Source organism: Egibacteraceae bacterium (assembly GCA_035540635.1).
GTDB lineage: Bacteria > Actinomycetota > Nitriliruptoria > Euzebyales > Egibacteraceae > DATLGH01.
In genome coordinates, this window is the sequence record DATLGH010000082.1 from 1 (window position 1) to 2,199 (window position 2,199).

The 2,199-nt window shown below is 71.0% G+C and carries 2 protein-coding genes; both read right to left on the bottom strand.

What is annotated here, in order from left to right; all coding sequences use genetic code 11:
• Nucleotides 1-2: 2 nt before the first annotated feature.
• Nucleotides 3-980 (bottom strand): hypothetical protein, encoded by a 978-nt coding sequence (locus tag VM324_13120; GenBank protein HVM00226.1) that lies wholly within the window; start codon nt 978-980, stop codon nt 3-5.
• Nucleotides 981-1,560: 580 nt separating this feature from the next.
• Complete coding sequence (locus tag VM324_13125) at nt 1,561-2,028, bottom strand: hypothetical protein (GenBank protein ID HVM00227.1); 468 nt, start codon at nt 2,026-2,028, stop codon at nt 1,561-1,563.
• Nucleotides 2,029-2,199 lie beyond the last annotated feature (171 nt).

The window sequence follows — 2,199 nt, forward strand, 5'->3', positions numbered from 1 at the left end:
GCTCAGCCGCTGCGCTGCCGAAGCTCGAAGTGCAGCGGCGCTGCGGCGTCGTCTACCAGCCTCCACGTGGCCGTCCACCCCGGAGGCGGGTCGTCCCGCGCGTAGGCGAGACCACCCGGCTCGCGCAGCGCGCCGGCGTCCTGGGGCACGTGGCAGAGGTCGCCGAATTCCGCGCCCATGTCGACCGGATGGTCGCACGGCGGCGGGTTGACGCGCCGCCAGCCCCGCTCCTCCATGGCGAGGTGCAGGTGCGCGGCCTGGGCGTCCGGCCCCCACAGTTGATCCACGGTGAAGCGAAGGGTGATCGCCACCGTCCCGTCAGGTTCCACCCGCGGCTGGATGCCTGCCCGCTGCGCGCCCATGATGGGCGAGGGGATCTCATCGACAACGTCGAGGAGCAGGCGGCAGGCCTCCTGGCGCCCCGCGGCGGCGCACTCCCCCGTAAACGCAGGGTCGATTTGATGTGCGGACACCAGCCATCGACCCTGATCGCCGCAGTCGTACAGCGTGACGTAGAAGGATTTGCCGGCGTGCTCGAAGCCCACGGCCCTCTGCACGGCCCGCTCGTTGACCGTCAACAACGGTCCACCTTCGATCTCGCCCTGTCCGAGTCGCTCGAGCCGGTCCGCCAACTCGTCGACACCCGGTTCGACCGCTCCGACGAACACCACCCGGTCGTAGTGACGACCGGGAAGGAATAAGGTCGACTCCGGTGACAATGGGTCGATCGGTCGCATGCTCGGCTGGTCAGGGTCGGCCCGCACGACCACGCCCCGCAGGGACGCCACGCCGTCGAAGTCGGGCACCGCGACAGGGCCGACGTCGTCGAGCGCTTCGACCTCAAAGCCCTGGCCGTGCCCTGTGACGAGCGCGTCGCAGTCCGCCCGATGTTCAGCGGTGAACGCCTCCACGACGGCGCTGGCGAAGGACGCGCCCCACAGGGTGTAGAGACCGGCAGCCAGCACCACGACGGCGCTCACGCCGACAGCCCACCTGGCCCCGCGCACCCGCCACCCGCTCACGCCACCACCGTAGCGAGACCGTCGCAGACGCGCCCCCCGGCGGGATAATCCGATACCCCTGGCGGAAGGTGTGGCGGCAGGGTCGGCCCGAGGGCAACTCCTGTTGCCCCCAGCCCTTTGAGGTCGCACAGATCCTTCTACGGGTGAACCCTCAGAGCTACGCGGCCGTCATGAGAGTCGAAGCCTAGAGAGCCGCCGGAGTCCAACAGTTCGGTGGACCGCCGCGAACCTTCCAGTGGCTGCTGGCGCCTCGTCCGGCCGGGAGTCATTCGCAGCAGGGCACTTCCTTCGGTTCGCCAAGCACGACGGCGTCGACCGCGGTGAACGGGACCTTCTCAACCCGACACTGAACGCGACGACGAGTTCGGGCGCCCAGGTCGGAGCGCCTTCCTTGGCTCACACTTGGCTCACAAGAGGGCCAGGCAGCGAGGCGATTCGTTGAGCGTCGTCGCGCAGCCTGCTAGGCGCAAAGGCGCAGGTCAGGGGCGGTATTGAGTGTGGATGGAAGCGGCCAGATATCTCGGCCGCGGAATCCGGCTTACCCGCTGGCTCCCCGCCCCCCGCCGCCGGACCCCGCGTGGTGGGCGTGCGCGCAGGCGTTGCCGTGGCCCTCGATCCCCGCGAAGGGCCCGCACGGGTGCTCGACGATCCAGACGTGCAGCATCGGCGGGGAAACCACGTGCTCGCCGCCCGGGAAGCACTCCCCGTCGAGCAGGACGCCGGCGAGCCGGCGGTCGGGCGTCCAGCACAGGTTGTCGTGGTCGTGCCAGACGGCCCGCTCGTCGCCGAGGTCGGGCACGTCGGCCATGGTCGCGCCGGGCGGCAGGAGGTACATCGCGGACACGAGCCGGCGCGTTCCGTCGGCGCCGACCTCGTACATGAGCGACTCCGGCCGCTGCGGGTCGAGGATGGTTTCGTCCGCCGCCCACCCCCAGTGCACGAAGTGCTCGTAGCCGCTGAACGCGTCGCCGATCGACGCGTAGCCGTCCGTCTCCGCCGACCGCACGTCCGCCCAGCGCCGGATGCTCGCGGCCGTCTCGGCGATGAGGCGCTCCCCGGCCGACGGCGCGCCGGCGGGCGGGGAGCGCCTCATCGCCGAGACGGCCGCGAGCATCCGGCGCTGGGCGGACGTGCGGTCGGCGGAGACGGACGGCTACGCGTCGATCGGCGACGCGTT